This is a genomic window from Aquabacter sediminis (assembly GCF_028863665.1).
In the GTDB taxonomy this organism is placed as follows: domain Bacteria; phylum Pseudomonadota; class Alphaproteobacteria; order Rhizobiales; family Xanthobacteraceae; genus L1I39.
In genome coordinates, this window is record NZ_JARBFX010000003.1 from 113,290 (window position 1) to 134,033 (window position 20,744).

Below are 20,744 nucleotides of genomic sequence, written 5' to 3' on the forward strand. Positions count from 1 at the left end.
GCGACAGTTCGCGCGCCACATCCTCGAAGCCCTCGGCCATGGCGCTCACTCCGCCGCAACCGCAGTCCCGCCGATCCGCAGGGCCGAGCATTCCGCCATGATGGCAGAGGCGCGGGCGATGGGATTGGTCAGGTAGAAGTCGCGCACGGCAACGCCAAACGCTGCCTTTTCCAATGCACCCTCGGCCCCGGCCAGCGCCGACAGAGCCGCAGCATCCGCCGGTTCAACCACATCCAACCGAGCCAGGTGCGGCACAGCCGCAATGGCAGCCGCCCGCAGCGCAAACAGCGTGTCGAATGGCAGCGTCTTGTCGAGCGCCTCGGACAGGGCGCGGACAATGGCCCAGTCCTCGCGCGCATCCCCAGGCGGGAAGGCGGCACGGTTGGCGAACTGCACCCGGCCCTCGGTATTCACATAAAGGCCCGGCTTTTCCGAATAGGCCGCGCCCGGCAGGATCACGTCTGCCCGATGGGCTCCGCGATCCCCATGCGTGCCCACATAGACCACGAAGGCGCCCGGAGCGACTTCGATCTCATCGGCACCAAGCAGGAAAAGAACGTCCGCCCCACCGGGAGCTGCGAGGGCGGCCGCGTCCTTGCCCCCTGCCCCCGGCACGCACCCGACGTCGAGAGCCCCGACGCGGGACGCAGCGGTATGGAGCACAGCGAAACCGTTCCAGCCTTCCTTGATGGCCCCAAGGCTTGCGGCGACCTTGGCTGCCAGCGCCAGGACGGCAGCACCATCGGGTCGCGCAAGGGCGGCTTGGCCGACGATGACGATGGGACGCTCCGCGCCGCGCAGCACCTCGCCAAAGGCGGAGGTCCCGGCCAGATCCGCCAGGCTGTCGGGGCCGGCGCCGAGATAGTCATAGGGATAGGTCAGGTCGACTTGCGTCCCCACCAGCCCCACCTTTAGGCCCCCTGCCCGCCAGCGCTTGCGAATGCGGGCATTGATCACCGGGGCCTCGTGGCGCGGATCGGTACCCACCAGGAGGATGGCATCCGCCTCCTCAATGCCGGCAATGGTCGGATTGAACACATAGCTGGCGCGGCCGAGCGACGGGTCGAGGGCTGCGCCATCCTGCCGGCAGTCGATGCTGGCCGAGCCCAGCTTCTCCACCAGCATCTTGAGCGCGAAGGCCTCTTCCACCGTGGCGAGATCCCCGATGATGGCGCCGATACGGTCTCCCTTCGTCCCCTTCACCTTGGTGGCGATGGCATCGAAGGCCTGGCTCCAGCTGGCGGGAACCAGCCGGCCGCCCTGGCGCACATAGGGCCGGTCCAGGCGCTGGGTCTTCAGGCCGTCCCACACATACCGGGTCTTGTCGGAGATCCACTCCTCGTTCACGCCCTCATGGGTGCGCGGGAGAATGCGCATGACCTCGCGGCCACGCGTGTCGATGCGAATGTTGGAGCCGGCGGCGTCCATCACGTCGATGGACTCGGTCTTCACCATTTCCCAGGGACGGGCATGGAAGGCCTGTGGCTTATGGGTGAGCGCACCCACCGGGCAGAGGTCTGCCACATTGCCCTGCATCTCCGAGCGCATGGCGTGCTCGAGATAGGTGGTGATCTCCATGTCCTCGCCGCGCCCGATGGCGCCGAGATCCGCGACGCCAGCCACTTCCGTGGTGAAGCGGACGCAGCGGGTGCAATGGATGCACCGGTTCATGGAGGTCCGTACCAGCGGGCCGATATACTTGTCCTCAACCGCGCGCTTGTTCTCCGCGAAGCGCGACGAATCCACGCCATAAGCCATGGCCTGGTCCTGCAGGTCGCACTCGCCGCCCTGGTCGCAGATGGGGCAGTCGAGGGGGTGATTGATGAGCAGGAACTCCATCACCCCTTCGCGCGCCTTCTTCACCATGGGGCTCTTGGTGAGCACCACGGGCGGCTCACCGTTCGGGCCGGGGCGCAGGTCCTTCACCGCCATGGCGCAGGAGGCGGTGGGCTTGGGCGGGCCCCCCTTCACCTCGACCAGGCACATGCGGCAATTGCCGGCGATGGACAGCCGTTCATGGAAGCAGAAGCGCGGAATCTCGACCCCAGCCGCCTCGCACGCCTGGAGCAGCGTGAACTCGGCCGGGACGTCAACCTCTGTGCCGTCGACGACGATCTTCGCCATCTAACTTCCCTCGTCTCAGACCGGTCCCGGTCCGGCAACCGGTGCGCCGCAGCGCAACAGGTTTCCGTCCGGGTCCCAGACATAGAATTCGCGCATGCCCCATGCGCGGTTTGCCACTTCCGAGATGCGTCCGCCTTCGCGCGCTCCCTCGAAACTGGCGTGCAAGCCGTCCACGTCGTCCACCCAGAGATAGGCCGACGTGCTCTCTGCGATGCTACGGTCCTGGCACAGCCAGAAATGCAGCTCGATACCGTCCCGTTCGACGATGCCGTAATCCGGCCTCGTCATGCGCGCCTCAAATCCGAGGCGGTCCCGATACCAGGCGACCGTGGCGGGGACATCCGCCGAAGCCAGCGTGGGACAGGCCCGCAGAAGGCGCCCCATTCTTCACTCCGCCGCAACCGGCACCGGGTCCGGGTGCGGATTGGCGGAATACTGGTCGATCCGCTTCTCGATCTCGCCGCGGAAGTTGCGGATGAGACCCTGCACGGGCCAAGCCGCCGCATCGCCCAGCGCGCAAATGGTGTGACCTTCGATCTGGCTGGTCACTTCCAGCAGCACGTCGATCTCGCGCTTCTGCGCCCGGCCTTCGGCCATGCGGCTCAGCACGCGCCACATCCAGCCCGTACCCTCGCGGCACGGCGTGCACTGGCCACAGCTCTCATGCTTGAAGAAGTAGGAGATGCGGGCGATGGCGCGCACGATGTCGGTGGACTTGTCCATCACCAGGCAACCCGCCGTCCCGAAGGACGACTTGGCGCCACGCAGGCCATCGAAGTCCATGATCAGGTCTTCGCAGGCCGCCGCCGGCACCAGCGGGCAGGAGGCGCCGCCAGGGATGATGGCGAGCAGGTTGTCCCACCCGCCACGGATGCCGCCGCCATGCTTCTCCACCAGCTCGCGGAAGGTGATGCCCATGGCATCCTCGACCACGCAAGGGGTGTTCACGTGGCCCATAATGCCGAACAGCTTGGTGCCCACATTGTTGGGGCGGCCGATGCCGGCGAACCAGGCCGCGCCGCGACGCAGGATTTCCGGCGCCACCGCGATGGATTCCACGTTGTTGACCGTGGTCGGGCAGCCATAAAGGCCCATATTGGCCGGGAAGGGCGGCTTCAGCCGCGGCATGCCCTTCTTGCCCTCCAGGCTCTCGATCAGCGCCGTCTCTTCGCCGCAGATATAGGCCCCGGCACCGTGGTGCACATAGAGGTCGAAGGGATAGCCGTGGACATTGTCCTTGCCGATGAGCCGCGCCTCATAGGCCTGGTCGATGGCCGCCTCGAGCCGCTCGCGCTCACGCACATATTCGCCGCGCACATAGATGTAGGCGGCATGGGCGCCCATGGCGAAGGAGGCGATCAGGCAGCCTTCGATCAGCGTGTGCGGATCGTTGCGCATGATCTCCCGGTCCTTGCAGGTGCCGGGCTCGGATTCGTCGGCGTTCACCACCAGGTAGTGGGGGCGCCCGTCTGACTGCTTGGGCATGAAGGACCACTTCATGCCGGTCGAGAAGCCTGCGCCGCCGCGGCCGCGCAGGCCCGACGCCTTCATCTCGTTGATGATCCAGTCGCGGCCCTTTTCCAGGATCGCCTTGGTGCCATCCCAATTGCCGCGCGCCAGGGCGCCCTTCAGGCCGAAGTCGTGATAGCCATAAAGGTTGGTGAAGATCCGGTCCTTATCCTGGAGCATCTCTCACACCTCCGGGTCGCGCACGCCGGTGCCGGTCTTGAGCGGTTCGCGCTCGGACCCGGTCACCTCGGGGCTGCCCGCCTTCGCGGCATCAGCCACCTCTTCCCGCTTCTCGCGGGCATCCTTGCCATCGGCCGCCTTTTCCTGGCTGGCGGAGGCGGCACCCAGCGGATCGACGGGCGTTTCCACCGCAGTGCTGGGGCGGCCGGCCTGCTGCAGGTCACCGGTCTCGCCGGTGGGGCCGACTGCGCCACCTTGCGAGCCAGACGCGGATGACCCGCGGGTATACAGGCTCGGATCCGTCAGGGAGGTCAGGCCCAGCACCGGAGACGATGCCGTCCGACCGATCTGGGAGCCGGTTTTCACCGGGCGACCGGCGCGCAGGTCGTCGAGAAGCTTCTCGAAGTTTTCCGGCGTCAGGTCCTCGTAATAATCGTAATTGATCTGCGCCATGGGTGCGTTGGCGCAGGCGCCAAGGCATTCCACCTCCAGCCAGGACAAAGCGCCGTCCTCGCTCACATGGCGCTCCGGGCCGATCTTGCGGCGGCACACGTCCTTGAGCTCTTCCGAACCGCGCATCATGCAGTGCGTGGTGCCGCACAATTGCACGAAGTGGCGACCCACCGGCTCAAGGTTGAACATGGTGTAGAAGGTGGCGATCTCCAGCACGCGGATGTGCGCCATCCCGAGGCGATCGGCCACCGCGCGGATCGCGGGCTCAGGCAACCAGCCACCGGCCTGCTCCTGCGCCTTCCACAGCAGCGGAACGACCGCGCTGGCCTGCCGGCCCTCGGGATACTTGGAAATCTGGCGCACGATCCAGGCCTCGTTCTCCGCCGTGAAGGCGAAGCTTTCGGGCTGTTCGGCGGCGAGGCGGCGAACGGACATCAGCGGGTTCCCGAGCCGGCAATGCGACAATCATTATAGGCACCACCCACGTGGGCGATGCCGCAATAGGCGTAGACGCCATCCTTGTAGAGCTTGATGGCGTAGCCGTCCGTATGGGCGAAGCTGCCCCGCGTGCCCGGCACTCCAGACGCGGGGATGACGGCCGCATCCACCGGCTGCCAGCCGCCCGTGAGGAGGCTGTACATGGTGATGCGTTCCACCACGACGGCCTTCGGCGGCTCGGCGGGGGTGTCGACCGGGACCACCACGTCGATGGTCGAGCGGCCCGCCGGATCGGCCGCATGCGCGACGCCGCAGGCAAGCGACACTAGAACGGCGCTGGCGAGAAGAGCTTTCACCGATCCACCTCCCCGAACACGATGTCGAGGGAGCCCAGCACCGCCGAAACGTCGGCGAGCATGTGCCCGCGACACAGGAAGTCCATGGCCTGGAGATGGGCGAAGCCCGGAGCGCGGATCTTGCAGCGGTACGGCTTGTTGGTGCCGTCAGCCACAAGATAGACGCCGAACTCACCCTTCGGTGCTTCAACGGCCGCGTACACATCCCCTTCGGGAACGTGGAAGCCTTCCGTGTATAGCTTGAAGTGGTGAATGAGGGCTTCCATCGAGCGCTTCATCTCACCGCGCTTGGGCGGGGAAATCTTGTGGTCGGTCGTGGAGACCGGGCCGGACTCCTTCAACAGCCGCGCCACGCACTGCTGCATGATCTTGGTGGACTGCCGCATCTCTTCCATGCGGACCACATAGCGATCGTAGCAGTCGCCGTGCTTGCCAATGGGGATGTCGAAGTCCAGCTCGGAATAGCACTCATAGGGCTGCGCACGACGCAGGTCCCAGGCGGCGCCGGAGCCGCGCACCATGACGCCGGAGAAGCCCCAGGACAGCGCATCCTCCAGGCTCACCACGCCGATGTCGACGGTGCGCTGCTTGAAGATGCGGTTGCCGGTGACGAGGGCGTCCAGGTCATCCAGCAGGCCATAAAAGCTCTCGCAGAACGTGCCGATGTCCTGCACCAGTTCGGTCGGCAGATCCTGATGCACGCCGCCCGGCCGGAAATAGGCCGCATGCATGCGGCTTCCCGACGCGCGCTCGTAGAACATCATCAGCTTCTCGCGCGCCTCGAAGCCCCACAGCGGCGGGGTGAGCGCGCCCACGTCCATCGCGAACGTCGTGACGTTGAGCAGATGAGACAGCAGGCGTCCGATCTCGGAATACAGCACGCGGATCAGCTGGCCCCGCTTGGGCACTTCGATGCCCAGGAGCTTCTCCACCGCCAGGCAGTAGGCGTGCTCCTGGTTCATGGGCGCGCAATAGTCGAGCCGGTCGAAATAGGGCACCGCCTGGAGATAGGTCTTGGCCTCGATCAGCTTCTCGGTGCCGCGATGCAGCAGCCCGATATGGGGATCGACGCGCTCCACCAACTCGCCGTCCAGCTCCAGCACAAGGCGCAGCACGCCATGGGCCGCCGGATGCTGCGGGCCGAAATTGATCTGGAAGTTGCGGACCGGAGCGTCGGGCCGGGGGCTGTCAAGAGTATGGGCCATGGGTCGCTCCTTCAGCCGGCCTTCGGGGCGCCGGGCTGGCCCGAAGCCTTTTCGTCGCCGGGAAGCACGTAGTCCGTTCCTTCCCAGGGTGAAAGGAAGTCGAACTTCCGGAACTCCTGCATCAGCCGCACCGGCTCGTAAACCACGCGCTTGGCCTCGTCGTCATAGCGCACTTCCACATAGCCCGTGAGCGGGAAGTCCTTGCGCAGGGGATGGCCGTCGAAGCCGTAGTCGGTCAGCAGGCGCCGCAGCTCGGGATGGCCGGTGAACAGGATGCCATACATGTCGTAGGCCTCCCGCTCGAACCAGTTCGCGCCGGGATAGACGCCGCAGATGGACGGCACGGTGCTGTCCTCGTCGGTGGCCACCTTCAGGCGGATGCGCAGGTTCTGCTTCAGGGACAGCAGGTGATAGACCACATCGAAACGCTGCGGGCGGGCGGGATAGTCCACCCCGCACACGTCCACGATGCAGGCGAACAGGCAGCTGGGATCGTCGCGCAGGAAGGTCGCGACCTTGACGATCTGCTCCCGGTCCACCTCAAGCGTCAGCTCGCCATAGGCGATGTGCGAGGCGAGAACGGCTCCGCCCAGCGCACCGGAAATATGGACCGCAAGGTCCTTCAGGGTCTCGTCCATCTGCGTCTTCCCCGAGCAGAGCGGAGCCAAGGCGCCGCCCGCGGTCTCAAGCGGCGATCAGCGTTCGATGGTGCCGATGCGGCGGATCTTTTTCTGCAGCAGGAGCACACCGTAGAGCAGCGCCTCGGCGCTGGGCGGGCAGCCCGGCACATAAATGTCCACCGGCACGACACGGTCGCAACCGCGCACAACGGAATAGGAATAATGGTAGTAGCCGCCGCCATTGGCGCAGCTGCCCATGGAGATGACGTAGCGCGGCTCGGGCATCTGGTCGTAGACCTTGCGGAGCGCAGGCGCCATCTTGTTGGTCAGCGTGCCGGCGACGATCATCACGTCCGACTGGCGCGGCGAGGCGCGGGGCGCGAAGCCAAAGCGCTCCACGTCATAGCGCGGCATGGACACTTGCATCATCTCGACCGCGCAGCAGGCGAGACCGAACGTCATCCACATGAGCGAGCCCGTGCGCGCCCAGGTGATGAGGTTGTCCGCGGTGGTGATGAGGAAGCCCTTGTCCGCGAGTTCAGAATTGATCTCGCGGAAGAAGGGGTCGTCCGCACCCACGGGGCGTCCGGTCGAAGGATCGATGATGCCCTTCGGCGCAGGGGCGACCAGTGGCTTGGAATCGGCAGGGGTCAATCCCATTCGAGCGCTCCCTTGCGCCACTCATAAATGAACCCGACGGTCAGCACGCCGAGGAACAGCATCATCGACCAGAAGCCGAGGTCGCCGAGACCACCGAAGGTGATGGCCCACGGAAACAGGAAGGCCACTTCCAGGTCGAAGATGATGAAGAGAATCGCCACCAGGTAGAACCGGGCGTCGAACGTCATGCGCGCATCGTCGAACGCATTGAAGCCGCACTCGTAAGCGGAGAGCTTTTCGGGGTCCGGGTTGCGATAGGCGACGAGAAAGGGCGCCACCAGAAGGGCGAGCCCGATGACGAGCGACACCCCGATGAAAATGACCACCGGAAGGTAGTCCTGGAGCAAGTGTTCCATTGTCCGCACCTCGGGGCGCATGGGCGATCCGCCTGAAGCGTTACCGCGCCGGCCTCGGTTGGAGGAATTCGAAACGGGTGAGCGAGGCTTATCGCAGCGCCAGATGGGAGGCAAGAGCAAGCTGCGGAATACCTTTGGGGCATCCGCTGCTGCATCGCGATAAATCCTGCGTCGGCGCGTCTTTGCAGCGACATTGGCCACAAACGCGCGAGGCGCGGCCGGGATGGCTGTCGACTGACGGACCCACTGCGCGCTGCAATGCACGCAGATTGCCTTGGCCAGCATGTGCAGCCGCACACCCGCTTCCGTGCCTGGAATGGACCAGTGTTTTGGGGCGGAAGAAAGACAGCTCAGCCTTGGGACTTCGGGGGGCACGGTTGGCAACCGCGACCTTCCTGAGCGATTCTCTTCCCTAGGCCGCACTTGCCGCCGACGAACCTGCCGCCGCCGAACCCGACGGCGCCGAACCCGATGGCGCCGCCGCCTGCCGGCAACACTAGCGACGGGTCGCCTCCTTCACCGCCGCAACCAGCTGCTTCAGCGTGAAGGGCTTCGGCAGGAACGAGAATTTCTCGCCCTCAGGCAGGTTCTTCGAGAAGGCCTCCTCCGCATAGCCGGAGATGAAGATCACCTTCAGGTTCGGGTCGCGCGCCCGCAATTCGCGCAGCAGCGTGGGGCCATCCATTTCCGGCATCACCACGTCGGACACCACCAGTTCGATCCGCGAGGCGGATTCCTCATAGGCCTGCAGCGCCTCCGCACCGCTCGCGGCGGCGACCACATTGTAGCCGCGGGCCGAAAGCGCTCGCGAGGCAAAGGCGCGCACCGCATCCTCGTCCTCCACCAGGAGGACGGTGGCCTGGCCCGTGAGATCGGCAGCCCGCGCCTCCGGCTCCGGAGCCGCCTGGGCTTCCTCCGCCTCGCCCGCTTCGTGGCGCGGCAGGAACACCCGGAAGGTGGTTCCCTCCCCTTCCCGGCTCTGAACCAGGATATTGCCGCCGGTCTGCTTGACGATGCCGTAGACGGTCGACAGACCAAGGCCCGTTCCCTTGCCCACCTCCTTGGTGGAGAAAAAGGGCTCAAAGATCTTGTCGAGAATGCCGGGCGGAATGCCGCTGCCGGTATCGGTCACTTCAATCAGCACATAGTCGGCGGGAGCGAGCGAGCCATCGGAAAAGGCGGCGGTCTCGACGGCCGTTACATTCCCGGTGCGCAGCGTAAGAACGCCGCCACCGGGCATGGCATCGCGTGCGTTGACCGCGAGGTTCACGATCACCTGTTCAAACTGGTTCACGTCCACCTTCACGGGCCACAGGTCGCGCCCATGCTGGACATCCAGCGTGATGCGCTCGCCGATGAGGCGGCGCAGAAGCATGGAAAGCTCGGAGATCACGTCTGTGAGCTGGATCACCTGCGGGCGCAGTGTCTGGCGGCGCGAGAAGGCAAGCAATTGCCGCACGAGGCCCGCGGCCCGGTTGGCATTCTGCTTGATCTGCATGATGTCCGGGAAGGACGGGTCGCTCGGCCGATGGTTGGTCAGCAGCAGGTCGCAATAGCCCAGGATCGCCGTGAGCACGTTGTTGAAATCGTGCGCCACCCCGCCGGCCAGCTGGCCGATGGCCTGCATTTTCTGTGACTGGGCGAACTGCACTTCAAGCGCACGCTGGGCCGTGGTGTCCACCGCATAGACCGCAAGCCCAGGAACGGTTGGACCGAGGGTTGAGACATACAGGCGGGCCGAGCGACCGGCCTCCCCGGCCACGTTCACCTCCACCGGCGCCGGCTGGCCGCTTCCGGCCAGCATATCCTTCACCAGCCGGTCCACGGCCTGGGCGTCACGCTCGCTCACCAACAGGTCAAGGCGAGCCTCGATCAGTTGGGGCGCCGCGCCCGCGAACAGGCGGGAGAAGCTGCCATTGGCTTCAACCACCCGGCCGGCACGGTCCACCATGGCCATGGCCAGCGGCGACCTGGAGAAGAACACCGCATCGGCCCCGGCGCTTCGGCGCGTCTCCGACGTGCTCGCCACAGGCAGCGCGGCCGCAACCGGGCCTGGGCTTTCAGGTGCCGACAGCACGCGGGTCGCGCTGCGCGGCACGAAGGCGGCGATGCACTCGCCGCCCGGCGTACCGTTGAGCCAGAGGCGCGCGGCGAAAACCGCGCCAGCCCGGCTGATCAGATCAACGTCCAGGCCATCCGGAGGTGTTGTACCCGCGGCAATGGCCTCCCGGACCGCCGCGCAATGCCCGGCGTCCACCACCTCTTCGAGCGGCATCGGGGCGTGGCCCCATTCGGCGAGGTCGTAGCCAAGGTGATGGGCGCAGGTGCCATTGGGCAGGCGCGCGGCCTCGCCATTCAGCAGCAGGAGGCCCACCGGGGCCGTTTCCCACAATTGGGCCAGCACGCGCGCGCCTTCAGCCTCGGCCGAGGCAAGGGGCGCCGCAACTGCAGCCCGTGCGCGCTCAGAAGCTCCAGAGGCAAGCGCCCGTCCGCCTTCCGGGTCGGTCACGGTCATCACCCACAGGACGCGCCGGGCGCCTTCCAGCGGATAGACCCCGACGGTGAGGCGACGGCCGTCGGGCTCCGGGTCGAACGGGAAGAATTGGTTGACGTGCACGCCCTCGGAAATGGACCGAAGCAGCATGGCCATGGGCGCCTGGGCCCCGGGAATCCGGCTCAGGAATCGTTCAGGGGTCGGGGCCTGGGTTTCACGGGCCCGGGTCAGCCGAAGATAGGGGGCATTCACCTCCACCAGGCGGTCCCCATCCTCGACAACCGCAACCGCGTCACCGGTGGCGGAGAGCAGTGAACGGGCCAGTTCCTCGTTGCGGCGCTCTTCTCCGCGCAGCAGCCGCACGGACGTGGTGATGATCGAAAACACGCCGATGGCCGCGAATCCCACCATGACGGCGGTCAAAGCCGGGCCGCTCCCGCTTTGCAGAATCACGGCCACCAGGCCGCCCGCAAACGAGGCCAGGCCCACTGTCAGACGCTGGAAGCGCGCCACCTTCGGGCGAAATGCCCCTCTGGAGGAAGAGGCCGGGGCTTCGCGCGAGTCGTTGCTCATGGCAGAAGCCTTCCTGTCGCGCCGCGTGCGCTGTTCTCCCGACACTTCGGCTCCTGGATTTTAACGCATTGGTGCGGCATTGATTGAAATCCGGCCATGCTCGTCAAGATTTTCTTGGTATGAGTGCCTGCGTCGCGAACGCGGCGTGTTGTATGTAGGTAACACGCTATCGCCGGTGCGGGACCATCGGCGCGCAGCAATGAGGAAGAGTGATGTTGCAGGATCTCCTTGGGACGCATCTGGAACTGCCGGTGCGCCTGGCGATCGCGGCGGTGGTGATCGTGGTGCTTCTCGGTCTGACCGTTCTGATCGTCCGAGCCTTGAGCGGCCGCGGGCGCGGACCCGGCGGACGCTCTCGCCAGGCAAGGCTGGCTGTCATGGACAGCGTGCCGGTCGACCAGAGGCGGCGCCTCATCCTGGTGCGCCGGGACGATGTGGAGCATCTCCTTCTCATTGGGGGCAACCGCGACCTCGTGGTTGAGCCCAGCATCCCGCGTGGCCTGCCGCGTGAGCAGACTCAGACGCGCGACGCCCTCCCCCTCCGCGAGGCCGGGCGGGATGCACTTGCCGCGCGCGAGACCACGCTCCTGCGGCGCACGGCCGCGGCACCGCCCTTGATGGCGCCTCCACCGGCCGGCGGCACCACATCCGAGCCGTCCCCACAGCCCAGTGTTGGTGCTGCGATGGAGCCCCTTGCTCCAAAGCCGCCGGCCGCACCGGAAGCGGCCCCTTCGACGCCAGGTTCCCGCTTCGCCGCGCTCCGCCGGCCGACTGTGGCCCGGCCGGAGGGAGATCTGGCAAGCCGCGCCGGTTCCTCCAGCGAAAGCCCGTCAGGGGTCGCCGCCGCCTCTGCGACGGCATTCACCGCCGCAAAGCGCGTGTTCGAGTCCCGCACCTCCGCACCCAAGGCACCCGAAGCACGGACGGAGGAGCGCACCGTTCAGCCAAAGCCCCCGAGCGTGCCGGCACCGGACGAGGTGCGCGAGGCCGTCCCGGCTCCCGCAGAGCCCGAGGCTACCTCTCCGGTTGAAGTACCGGTCGCTGCGCACCCCGAACAGGATCTGGCGAAGGACGCGCTGCCCGGCGGGGACAGCCATGCCGTTCGGAAGGCGGAGCCAGCGGTCACCAAAACCCCGGTTCCAGCGGCCGAGCTGGTCCCCCAGTCCGTGGCGCCCGTCGCGGAGCCCCCTGTTGCAGAGCCCGTCGCACCTCCCCCGATTCTCGCCCAGCCTCCCCTGGTGGAGCCCCCGGTAAAGGCCCCGTTCGAGACCGCAACGCCCGCCTCGCCCGCCGCGGCGGAGGAGGACAAGGCTGAGCCGATGGCCCGCCCGGTCCACATGGCGCCGATCTTTGAAGCGAAGGAGGAAGCGTCCGCCTCTCCGGCAGAAGCTCGGGAGAAAGTGGAACCGACCTTCCACATGCCTGCCGCGCCAGTTGCCGATAGCCGTCCGGTGGATGCGGCCGGAAAGGCACAGGTTGCCCTCTCCATAGAGGACCTCCTGGGTCCGACGCCCGAGAGCGCGCCGCTTGAGGATAAGATCGAGCCGAAGGTCGAGATGAAGGCGGAGGCTCAACGGGACTCCAAGGTGGAGCCCACGCTTGGCCATCAGCCCGAGGCGCCGGCCGAACACCATGTCGAGCCCAAGGTCTCGCCGAGGATCGAGCCGCAGATCGAATTCAAGGTCGAGCCCGTTGCCCCCGCTCCCACGGGCTCTCAGCCCAGCGACACTCCCGCGGCGCCTGCTCGGCGCGCACCTGTCTTCAGTTTCGGTCGTCCCGGCCGGGAGGCTCCTGCACGGGCGGAACCGAAGCTCGGCGACCGCCCCGCACGTCTGCAGACCTCTCTCGAGAAGGCACTCGAAGGCGGCAAGGAGGCAGCGGAGACGCAACCGGTTCAGCAGAGGCGCCCGGTCGAGCCGCCAGCCGGCGAGCGCCAGCCACGGCCCACCGCGAGCTTCCCACCGACAACTTTCGCCAGCCGGCCCACGGCACCGCCCGTCCCGCCCTTCGTGCCGCCGCCCGCCAAGCCGGGGGCGCCTCGACCGACGAGCCCCTTCCGGGCCGCGCCGTTGCCCCCCGAGGTGGTCGCAACACCTGCCGTGGAGCCGGATGTCAGCGAAACGGACACCCTTGAGGGGACCGACCGCATGGATTCGCACGCCATCGGGTCCGTTTCTCAGGACGAAGGGGATGCCCCGTCTGAGATCGACAGCGCTCCGCCCGTGCGGGTGATCGAGCCCGAGCCGGCGGCAGCCCCGTCGGTCTCTCCGGACACCTTTGCGCTGATTGAGATGGAGGCCGGCCTCAACCTGGAGACCGATCTCATGCGGGAGCTGGAAATAACGCTCGCCCAGGAGCTTTCTGCGCCGGACGCTGGGGGCGAAGAAAGCATTGCTCCGCAGGCAGAGACAAAGTCCGGGTCCGCGCCTCATCAAGCAGCCGCGGAGCCTGCCCAAGCAGGGCCGGACGCAGCGGTGACTGACGCAGAAAGCGAGAAACCGGACGCAACCGCGTCGACGGCTCCTTCAGGCAAGGCAGCAGCGACGGTGGATCCGTTCGAGGATCTCGAAGCGGAGATGGCTTCGCTCTTGGGCCGGGCGCCTCCCCGGTGACGGCCCGCGGGGCGACCACCGCCCCGTCCTCGTCCAGGGGCGTCTGCGCCCAGGCCGGACACATCAACGGCGGATCAGGTTCAAAATAAAAAAGGCCCCGGAAGCGATCGCCTCCGGGGCCTTTCTCTTGAGGCCTGGTCGCCGAACCGTTCAGGAATTGAACAGCATCAGGCACTGGCCTGCCTGCTCGGCCGCCGGACGGGCATTGCCCTGAGAGATCGTTCCCCCCTGCACCAGGGCGCGGGTCTGCTGGGTCACCAGATCGCGCACGGAGGCTCCGGGGGCCATCTGCGGAGCGACCGCATTGTAGATGGTCTTGGCATCGCCGCTCAGATTGGCCGCGCAGGCGGTTGCAGCCGACTTATCGGCAAGGGCGGCCGTCGCCACGAGGCTCAAAGCTGCAGCAAGAATAGCGGTCTTCATCATCCTTCTCCTCTGCTTACCGAACACCGGCCCGGTTCACCGGACCACCGGCATTTGCCGGGGCAACGCCGACACCCGCGCCGGCACCACCGAAACCCGCGCCGGGAAGCACGCCGGCTCCCGCTGCGCCAGCGCCCGCACCGGGCAACACGCCCACACCCGTCGCATCATGCGGCACGCAGCCGACCGGATAGCCGGGGCGCGTGCAATGAACGACGGGAGCGGGGCGAACCACACAGCCAGCCGGAACGCCTGGACCCGTGCAATACACCACAGCGTTTGCCGCCCCGGCTGGGAGCAGGGCAGAACCTGCAAGGCCGATGGCAAAAAGGCTCTGTTTCCAGAAGGACATGACACTCCCTTTCGCGCTTCGGGGCTCTTGCCCCCACACAGATGTCTGGCGGTAAAGGCGAGCCCATTGTTGAGCAACGGCGATTATTGACCAAAATTTGCTCTGAAGCCCTCGCTTCAAGCGCGGCCGCGGCTTTATAGTGCCTCCATGGACAAGGGCGTCGATCCCGGACAGGGTCCAGGATATGGCACTGCGGGTTTTGGGACCAAGCGTGGCGGATGGTAATGGCGCTGACTGACCCTTCTGCGTCGCGAGATGCAGCCAGGCGATTCGCTGAGCTGAAAAGGCGCGCGGACGAGCGAATCCCCGTCCTCATGGCACATCCTCGCTTTCACGAAGCGATGGAAATCGCCACCCGTGGGATCCTCCATATGTATCATGGGAACAGGCTGCTCAACCGCCTCATGAATGACCGGGGGCGGGTCATTTTCGGACTGCTTTGTTACTATCTGGCCTGCTCGCCGGACCAGAATGGGGTCGGCCTCACCGTCACGCGAATCGCCGACCTGTGCGAGGAAACGGACCTGTGCAGCCGCGGGCGCGCCAAGGCGCTCATCACCCTGATGCGCTGGGCGGGCTATGTGGACGCCAGCCCGTCGGACGGCGCCACCAATCGGCGCCAGCGCCCGCTGGCTCCCACGGCGCGCATGGCGACCGAATATACCCGTCGCTGGCAGACCATGCTGACGGCCGTCTCGCGATTCGACGCGGTGGCCGATGAGGCGCTGGCACGCTTGGGCGATGTGGGATTTCTCTCCGCTCTCGTTCGGAACCAAGGCGACCGCTATCGCGCCGGATTCCGTCTTCTGGAGCATTCGCCGCAGATGCGCGTGCTTGCAGAGCGCGACGCCGGCGTCCTGATCGCCATCAGCCTCTACAATTCGGGCGCGGAGGGAGACACCTATCCGCCGAGCCAGCCCGTCCCGATGCCCGTCGCGGCGCTGGCCCGCCAGTTCGACGTGTCGCGGGCCCATGTCCTGAAAATGCTGCGTGAGGCGGAGGATGCCGGGCTGATCCAGCGCCTGCCGGGCCATCAGGGCTCGGTCCAGCTCCTGCCCCCCCTGCTGCGGGGCGTCGAGTATTTCATGGCGGCGTGCTTCTCTCTTCAGATCGACTGCGCCACCGACGCGCTGCGGCAGACAGCTGAGGCCCAACTGCCCGTTGCCCCGGTACCGCCCCATTATGTAAGCGCGGTCAACGAGAAGACTAAGGTGCCACAGAAGATCGATACCCGGCCCGCCTGAGGCACGTGCTGCGGCTTGACCCTCCAATCCGCCTCCCCTAGGGTCGCCGAGACGGTTCCCGCAAGGGATCAAAAGGGAATGCGGTGAAAGCGCCTCATGCGCCGAATCCGCAGCTGCCCCCGCAACTGTGAGCGGCGAGTTCTTCGTCACAAGCCACTGGGCCACTCGGGGCCTGGGAAGGCGGCGAATGAACAGCGACCCGCAAGCCAGGAGACCTGCCGTCAGTCGTGGTCACACGCGAGCTCATCGGGCGGGGTGTCCTGGTGGTGGCGAATGGAAGGATTCTGCCTTTCCGCCTCGTTCGCGGTGACGTGCCACATCGTCCCGCCCGAGGCCCTTATGCCTTCCCGTACCCGTTCGGCCGCACTCCGGCCCGTGTTCCTTTCTGTCGCCATCTCAACCCTTATTCCCGGCCTGGCCGCCAGCCCCGCCCTGGCGCAATCCGCAGCCTCCGCCGGGGATGACATCGACCTGCCCCAGATCGTCATCAGCGCCACCGGCACCGCCACACCGGCCAGTGCCGTGGCCAGCTCTGTCACGGTGATTACGGCGGACGACATCGCCCGGACGCAGGAGCGCAGCGTGCCGGATGTGCTCCAGGCCGTCCCGGGCCTCAACGTGGTCCAGACCGGCGGTCCCGGCGGCACCACGTCCATCTTCATGCGCGGCACCAATTCCAACCAGGTGAAGATCCTGGTGGACGGGGTGGACATGACCGACCCCTCCTCCCCGGATGGCACGTTCAATCTCGGCCAGCTCATGACCAACGACATCTCGCGGATCGAGGTGCTGCGGGGACCCCAGAGCGGACTTTATGGCTCGGATGCCATTGGCGGCGTCATTTCCATCACCACCAAGCGGGGCAGCGGGCCCGCCAAGATTTCCGGCTTCGTGGAAGCCGGCGCACTCGGCACCTTCAATCAGGCGCTAGGGGTTAGCGGGGGGACCGACACGATTGGCTATGCCTTCAATGTCGGGCACTTTGCCTCCACCTCTATCCCGGTGACACCCCAGGGCATCGTTCCCCCCGGCTATCCCACCAATTTCAACAGTTTCGACAACTGGACCTATTCCGGCCGGCTCGATTTCGACCTTTCAGACAATTTTTCAGTCAATCTCACAGGGCGCTACATCGACAGCCAGCTGGTCTATACGCCCGACATCTTCTCCATGACCACCTACACGTCCATGCCCGCCATGCAGACGAGCACCTCCTTCTCCCGCGTCTTCTTGGGCAAGGCGGAGGGCGTGTGGACCGCACTCGACGGCAACCTCGTCAGCAGCTTCGGCGTCTCGGCCACCGACCAGTCCCGCCCCACAACCGGGCCGAACGAGACCGAGAACGGCACCTATGATGGCCAGATGCAGACCTTTTATCTGCGATCCACCTGGACGTTCATGCCTGGCCAGACCCTGCTCAGCGGCATCGAGCGCAAGAACGAGAGCATGACCTCTTCGAGCTATTACAGCTCTGGCGAGCTCTCAGCCTCCAATGGCGACACGGCAGCCTATCTGCAGCTCCAGTCCTCCTTCGGCGACCGCGTCTTCCTGGCGCTTAACGGGCGCTTTGACAGCGACGACACCTATGGCGATCACACCACCTATCGCATCGCGCCCGCCTATCTGATCCCGGAGACGGGAACCAAGCTGAAGGCCACCTATGGCACCGGCTTCAATGCCCCCTCGCTCTACCAGCTCTATGCCCCCGTCTATGGCAATCCCGATCTGAAGCCAGAGGAAAGCACCGGCTGGGATGTCGGTTTCGAGCAGCAGGTGCTGAACGGCCAGGCCTCGTTCGGCGCCACCTATTTTCAAAACGATCTGACGAACCTCATCGGCTACGATCCCGCCACCTATGTCTATGTGAACGTCTCCCAGGCCACCACCAAGGGGGTCGAGGCCTTCGTGGCGGTGCAGGTCACGGATAGCCTGTCGCTCCGGGTTGACTATACGTATACGCAGGCACAAGGCACCGTGACGCCCGGCTCGACCTATTCGGCCGGCGCTTGTGCCCCCGCGACGCTCGACACCTGCAATCTCCTGAGGCGTCCCAACAACAAGGTGTCCGTTGCCGCCAACTGGCAGGCCACCGACAATCTGAACCTGAATGCGACCCTCATTTATGTGTCCAGCTGGTGGGACATCGTCCGCCTGTCGTCCGATTATGTGGACCAGCCCGGCTATACCATTCTCAATCTCGCCGCCAATTATGCGGTGAGCCCCAACGCCACCGTCTACGGGCGCATCAACAACCTGTTCAACGAGACCTATGAAGATCCCAACGGCTTCCTGGCGCCCGGCTTCGGCGCCTATGGCGGCGTCCGCTTTACCTTCTGAGACCCTATCGTCTGAGACCCCATATTCTGACACCCCATGAGCCGCTCCGCCCGCCCTCCTCGCCTCCCCCCGCGCTCGAAGCGGGGATGGGAGCGGCGCGCCCGCGGCACGCTTGCGATCCTCCTGTGCCTCGCTGGCGTGCCGGCGCTGGCCCAGGAGGGCAAGCCTGCGCGAGCGGCAGCGGGAAAGCCGGCGCGCATCGCCTCGCTCAATTTGTGCGGCGATGAATTGCTGCTGCGCCTCGCCGATCGCGACCGCATCGCCTCCGTGACCTTCCTGGCGGCGGAGCCGGCCAGTTCCAACGTGGCCAACCTTGCCCATGGCCTGCCCACCAATCGGGGGCTGGCGGAAGAGATTGTTCCCCTGGAGCCCGATCTGGTCATCACCGGCGCCTTCACCACCCGCGCCACGTCCGATCTGCTGCGCACGCTGGGGGTCCCGGTCCTCGAACTGCCCATGCCGGCCACGTTGGAAGAGGCCTATGGCCAAATCCGGCAGGTGGCGGAACGCATCGGCGAACCGGCGCGGGGCGAAGCCATGATAGCCCGAATGCAGGCCGACATGGCCGCGCTGCCCTCCCCGCATGCGCCCGACCGCTCGGCCATCGTCCTGCGGCCCAACGGCTTTACGGCTGGCAAGGGCTCCCTGGCCGATGATCTGATGGCGCGGGCAGGTCTCGACAACCTTGCGGCGCGCCTGCCGGCGGACAAGCTCGGGCAATTGCCGCTCGAAGAGGTGGTTGTTGCCCACCCCGACCTGCTCGTGGTCGACACCGATCCCGCGGCTCCGCCTTCCCTCGCCGAGAGCATCCTCGACCATCCAGCCTTGCGCCCGTTCAGCCGACAAGGCCGGACCGTCGCGCTGCCCGCCCGCCTTTGGGCGTGCGCCGGCCCGGAACTGGCGTCCGCTGCCGCCCGCCTCTCCGCCGCGCCGAAGGCAACACGCAGCGCCTCCCAAGCTATGGCCCCCCTCGTGCCGCTGCGGGCCGCTCCATGACAGTGCCCATTCCGGCCGTACAGACCCGGAGCCCTCTTGGAATGTCCTTCCATGCCTGGCTCATTGTCGGCCTCTCGGCGTTGGTGGCCGGTCTGTTCGCCGTTTCAGTGGCCCTTGGCTATGCACCGCTCGATTGGCCCCGGGCGGTGTCAGACCTCCTGGAGGGGCGCGACAGCATTCCGGCCTTGGTGCTGCTCCAACTGCGCCTGCCACGCGCGATCCTGGCCGCTACGGTCGGCTTCAGCCTCGGCCTGACCGGTGCCGCCATGCAGGGGCTGATGCGCAATCCCCTCGCCGATCCCGGCGTAGTGGGGGTATCCGGCGCCGCCGCCTTCGGCGCCGTGGTCGCCTTCTATTTCGGCCTGAGCGCCGCCTTCTCCCTGGCGCTGCCCATTGGCGGGCTGATCGGGGCTGCCATCGCCACTGCGCTGCTGCTGGCCTTGGCCCGGCGCGGCACGGGCACCGCGACGCTGGTGCTGGCGGGCGTCGCCATCAACAGCCTGACCGGCGCCTTGACCGCCCTGGCCCTGAACCTTGCGCCCAGCCCCTATGCGGCGCTGGAGGTGGTGTTCTGGCTGATGGGATCGCTCTCCGATCGCTCCCTCGTGCATGTGGCGCTCTCGCTGCCCTTCATGCTGGCCGGCTGGGCCCTGGTGCTCGCCACCCGCCGCGCCATGGACGCGCTGACCCTGGGCGAGGATACGGCGACCAGCCTCGGGTTTTCCATGCCGCGCATCCGTCTCCTGGTGGTGGGCGGCACCGCAGCGGCGGTGGGAGCATCTGTGGCGGTGTCCGGCGCCATCGGCTTCGTGGGCCTCGTGGTGCCGCACCTCATGCGACCGCTGGTGCGGCACCGTCCGGGACGGCTGCTCCTGGTAAGCGGGCTTGCGGGGGCGGCACTGACGCTCGGCGCCGACATTGCCGTCCGTCTCATTCCCACTCGCCCCGAACTGAAGCTCGGCGTGGTGACTGCGCTCATTGGTGCCCCGTTCTTCTTCGCCATGCTCCGTCACCTGAAGGTGGAGGGGGAATGATGATCGAGGCGCGCGGCATCCGCGTGAGGCGGGGCGGCACGGCTGTGCTGGATGGTGTCTCGCTTACTGCCGCGCGCGGCGAGCTTCTCGGCCTCATCGGTCCCAATGGCGCGGGCAAGACCACGCTGCTGCGCGCCCTCTGCGGCCTGGATGCGGTGGAGGCGGGCACGCTCACCATCGACGGACAGCGGCTGGCGGATCTGGGACGGGCCGCCTTGGGCCGCACGATCTCCTATTTGGCGCAGGGTGGGCGGATCCACTGGCCCATGCGGGTTGACGAACTGGTGGCCCTCGGCCGCCTTCCCCACACGCCGTCCCCCGACGCCTACGATCCGGCCGTGGAGCGGGCCCTCGCGGCGGCGGACGTGCTCTCGCTGCGCCACCGCATCACGGGATCGCTCTCGGGTGGCGAGCGGGCACGTGTGCTGCTGGCCCGCGCCTTGGCGGTGGAAGCCCCCGTGCTCCTCGCCGACGAGCCAGTGGCTGCGCTCGACCCCTACCACCAGCTCCAGGTCATGGAGCTGATGCGCGACACCGCCCGCGCCGGCACAGCCGTCGTGCTGGTGCTGCACGACCTGACCCTGGCCGCCCGCTTCTGCCACAGGCTTGCGCTGATGCAGGGCGGGCGGATCCTCGCGGAAGGACCGCCGGAGGATGTGCTTCACCCGGATCGCATGGAGACCGCCTTCGGCGTCAGAATCGAGGCCGGCATCCGGGACGGACAGCGCTTCGTCCTGCCTTGGCGTCGCTGCGGGCGGAGCTCTGCTCCGTGAGGGAG

At 66.7% G+C, this 20,744-nt stretch carries 17 protein-coding genes and 1 riboswitch; of the genes, 6 read left to right on the forward strand and 11 right to left on the reverse strand.

What is annotated here, in order from left to right:
• Positions 1–45: 45 nt before the first annotated feature.
• The 10 genes from nuoG to PV781_RS06305 form a co-directional block, all read right to left on the reverse strand.
• Positions 46–2,124, reverse strand: a complete 2,079-nt coding sequence (nuoG, locus tag PV781_RS06260) for an NADH-quinone oxidoreductase subunit NuoG (protein WP_274774776.1) — start codon at positions 2,122–2,124, stop codon at positions 46–48.
• 15 nt (positions 2,125–2,139) lie between these two features.
• Positions 2,140–2,508 (reverse strand): bleomycin resistance protein, encoded by a 369-nt coding sequence (locus tag PV781_RS06265; RefSeq protein WP_274774777.1) that lies wholly within the window; start codon positions 2,506–2,508, stop codon positions 2,140–2,142.
• A 3-nt stretch (positions 2,509–2,511) separates the two neighbouring features.
• Entirely contained in the window at positions 2,512–3,813 is a 1,302-nt protein-coding gene (gene nuoF / locus PV781_RS06270) for an NADH-quinone oxidoreductase subunit NuoF (protein ID WP_274774778.1), read from the reverse strand.
• A 3-nt stretch (positions 3,814–3,816) separates the two neighbouring features.
• On the reverse strand, positions 3,817–4,701 hold the full coding sequence (gene nuoE, locus PV781_RS06275; RefSeq protein ID WP_274774779.1) for an NADH-quinone oxidoreductase subunit NuoE: 885 nt from the start codon (positions 4,699–4,701) through the stop codon (positions 3,817–3,819).
• A complete protein-coding gene (locus tag PV781_RS06280; protein ID WP_274774780.1) occupies positions 4,701–5,060 on the reverse strand; it encodes a hypothetical protein in 360 nt (119 codons plus the stop codon). The genes nuoE and PV781_RS06280 overlap by 1 nt, the downstream gene beginning before the upstream one ends.
• Positions 5,057–6,265 (reverse strand): NADH-quinone oxidoreductase subunit D, encoded by a 1,209-nt coding sequence (locus PV781_RS06285; RefSeq protein ID WP_274774781.1) that lies wholly within the window; start codon positions 6,263–6,265, stop codon positions 5,057–5,059. Before PV781_RS06285 ends, PV781_RS06280 begins: the two co-directional genes overlap by 4 nt.
• A gap of 11 nt (positions 6,266–6,276) precedes the next feature.
• Positions 6,277–6,903 carry an NADH-quinone oxidoreductase subunit C gene (locus PV781_RS06290; RefSeq protein ID WP_274774782.1) on the reverse strand — a complete coding sequence of 209 codons (627 nt, stop codon included), beginning with the start codon at positions 6,901–6,903 and terminating at the stop codon, positions 6,277–6,279.
• A 57-nt stretch (positions 6,904–6,960) separates the two neighbouring features.
• Positions 6,961–7,545 carry a NuoB/complex I 20 kDa subunit family protein gene (locus tag PV781_RS06295; RefSeq protein ID WP_274774783.1) on the reverse strand — a complete coding sequence of 195 codons (585 nt, stop codon included), beginning with the start codon at positions 7,543–7,545 and terminating at the stop codon, positions 6,961–6,963.
• On the reverse strand, positions 7,536–7,901 hold the full coding sequence (locus PV781_RS06300) for an NADH-quinone oxidoreductase subunit A (RefSeq protein WP_209102615.1): 366 nt from the start codon (positions 7,899–7,901) through the stop codon (positions 7,536–7,538). The genes PV781_RS06295 and PV781_RS06300 overlap by 10 nt, the downstream gene beginning before the upstream one ends.
• A gap of 496 nt (positions 7,902–8,397) precedes the next feature.
• Positions 8,398–10,968: a response regulator gene (locus tag PV781_RS06305; protein ID WP_274774784.1), complete on the reverse strand. Its 2,571-nt coding sequence runs from the start codon at positions 10,966–10,968 to the stop codon at positions 8,398–8,400.
• A 212-nt stretch (positions 10,969–11,180) separates the two neighbouring features.
• Here PV781_RS06305 and PV781_RS06310 point away from each other — a divergent pair, with 212 nt between their 5' ends.
• Positions 11,181–13,580: a flagellar biosynthetic protein FliO gene (locus PV781_RS06310; protein ID WP_274774785.1), complete on the forward strand. Its 2,400-nt coding sequence runs from the start codon at positions 11,181–11,183 to the stop codon at positions 13,578–13,580.
• A 150-nt stretch (positions 13,581–13,730) separates the two neighbouring features.
• Here PV781_RS06310 and PV781_RS06315 read toward each other — a convergent pair whose 3' ends face one another.
• A complete protein-coding gene (locus PV781_RS06315; RefSeq protein WP_274774786.1) occupies positions 13,731–14,006 on the reverse strand; it encodes a hypothetical protein in 276 nt (91 codons plus the stop codon).
• Positions 14,007–14,726: 720 nt separating this feature from the next.
• Between PV781_RS06315 and PV781_RS06320 the strand changes: the two genes are divergently transcribed.
• The 5 genes from PV781_RS06320 (at position 14,727) to PV781_RS06340 (ending at position 20,739) form a co-directional block, all read left to right on the forward strand.
• Entirely contained in the window at positions 14,727–15,599 is an 873-nt protein-coding gene (locus tag PV781_RS06320) for a helix-turn-helix domain-containing protein (RefSeq protein ID WP_274774787.1), read from the forward strand.
• A gap of 35 nt (positions 15,600–15,634) precedes the next feature.
• Positions 15,635–15,836, forward strand: a riboswitch (cobalamin riboswitch).
• Positions 15,837–15,938: 102 nt separating this feature from the next.
• Positions 15,939–17,936, forward strand: a complete 1,998-nt coding sequence (locus PV781_RS06325; protein ID WP_274774788.1) for a TonB-dependent receptor plug domain-containing protein — start codon at positions 15,939–15,941, stop codon at positions 17,934–17,936.
• 36 nt (positions 17,937–17,972) lie between these two features.
• A complete protein-coding gene (locus PV781_RS06330) occupies positions 17,973–18,932 on the forward strand; it encodes an ABC transporter substrate-binding protein (RefSeq protein ID WP_274774789.1) in 960 nt (319 codons plus the stop codon).
• 41 nt (positions 18,933–18,973) lie between these two features.
• Complete coding sequence (locus PV781_RS06335) at positions 18,974–19,966, forward strand: FecCD family ABC transporter permease (RefSeq protein WP_274774790.1); 993 nt, start codon at positions 18,974–18,976, stop codon at positions 19,964–19,966.
• Positions 19,963–20,739, forward strand: a complete 777-nt coding sequence (locus PV781_RS06340) for an ABC transporter ATP-binding protein (protein ID WP_274774791.1) — start codon at positions 19,963–19,965, stop codon at positions 20,737–20,739. The genes PV781_RS06335 and PV781_RS06340 overlap by 4 nt, the downstream gene beginning before the upstream one ends.
• Positions 20,740–20,744: the final 5 nt, after the last annotated feature.